Source organism: Streptomyces sp. RP5T (genome assembly GCF_003933965.1).
In the GTDB taxonomy this organism is placed as follows: domain Bacteria; phylum Actinomycetota; class Actinomycetes; order Streptomycetales; family Streptomycetaceae; genus Streptomyces.
Genome location: NZ_RSAJ01001070.1, coordinates 1 through 1410, shown reverse-complemented (window position 1 = coordinate 1410; position 1410 = coordinate 1). Strand labels below are relative to the sequence as shown.

Sequence of the window (1410 nt, the reverse complement as noted above, 5' to 3'; positions counted from 1 at the left end):
CTAGTAGTGCTTCGTTAGGTTCTGGTTCTGCTTGCGGTGAGAGGGCGGCCGCAGGTGCTGCAGGTGCCGGTCCAGCACCTCAGCAGGCCTTGGAGGGCGTCGAGGGTCTGGTAGAGGCTCGGGCCGGTGCCTCGACTTTTGGGTCGAGCCTGCGGAGGGTGAGGAATGCCTGCGCGGCGGTGACGAGGGTGACGTGGTGGTGCCAGCCGCGCCAGGTTCGGCCTTCGAAGTGGGCGAGTCCCAGGCCGTGTTTGAGCTCGCGGTAGTCATGTTCGACCCGCCAGCGCATCTTCGCCCACCGCACCAGGTCAGCGACGGGTGTGGTGGCGGGCAGGTTCGATATCCAGTAGTCCGTCGGGGCGTCCTGGTCGTCCGGCCATTCGACCAGGACGGTCTGGACGGGCAGGACGCCATCCCACCGGCTGCGGCCCCCGCCCGATTCCTGAGCGGCGGCCAGAGACTGTTTGCCCGCGGGCCGCACCGTCAGCACCGCGAACCGTGAGGTCATCACGCCCTTGCTGCCCTGCCGCCAGGTCACCTTGCGGAATCGCTCTGCGCCGGCTTCCGCTGCCAGGGACGACAGGGCTCGCGGCGGGAGGCGGTAGCGGGGAAGAGTGGGCGGCCCGAGCCCGCCATAAGCGGGCTGGTGCGGCCGGGCATCCTCCGGATGAGCGACTTCCTTGCCTTGCAGGGCAAGGATGTAGGACAGTCCTCGCTCCTGGAGACCGAGCCTAAACGGCGTGCTGACGCCGTAGCCGGCGTCGGCCACGATGACCGGTGCTTGCAACTGCCACTGGGCGAGTGTGTCCAGCAGGCCGAGCGCCAGACGCCACTTCTCCTGGTGCACCATGCCGTCGGGGACGCCTGCCCTGCGGCACCGCTCCGGCTCGTCCGTCCACTCACGCGGCAGATACAACTGCCACTCCAAGGGGCACGAGGCGGTGTCGGTGGCGGCATGGACACTGACCGCGACCTGGCAGTTCGCCCGCTTGCCGACCGCACCGCAGTACTGGCGGGCCACCCCGACCGACGCCTTGCCGCACTTGGGGAACGACACGTCGTCGATCACCCACACCTCGGGCCTGACCACTTGGGACAGCCACTCGGCGATCCGCCGCCTGACCGGCAGCGGATCCCACGGCGACTGGTTCACGAACTGCTGCAGGGCCTGCATGTTCCCGTCCGGCAGCCGCGCAGCCATCGGCTGGATCGACTTGCGACGGCCATCCAGCATCAGCCCCCGCAGATAGCACTCGCCCTTGGCCCGCTGATCCGTACGCGGCACCGAGGCGAACACATCCGCCACGAACAGCCCCAACGCGGCCCGTAATCGGTTCACTTCATGCGCATCCACACGACCAACATGCTCTTGATCAGCGCAAACGGATAGACCTAACGAAGCACTACTAG

The 1410-nt window shown here is 67.8% G+C and carries 1 protein-coding gene; it reads right to left on the bottom strand.

Annotation, left to right across the window (positions count from 1 at the left end; genetic code table 11):
• Positions 1 to 79: 79 nt before the first annotated feature.
• Positions 80 to 1354, bottom strand: a complete 1275-nt coding sequence (locus EHS43_RS44535) for an IS701 family transposase (RefSeq protein ID WP_125196056.1) — start codon at positions 1352 to 1354, stop codon at positions 80 to 82.
• Positions 1355 to 1410: the final 56 nt, after the last annotated feature.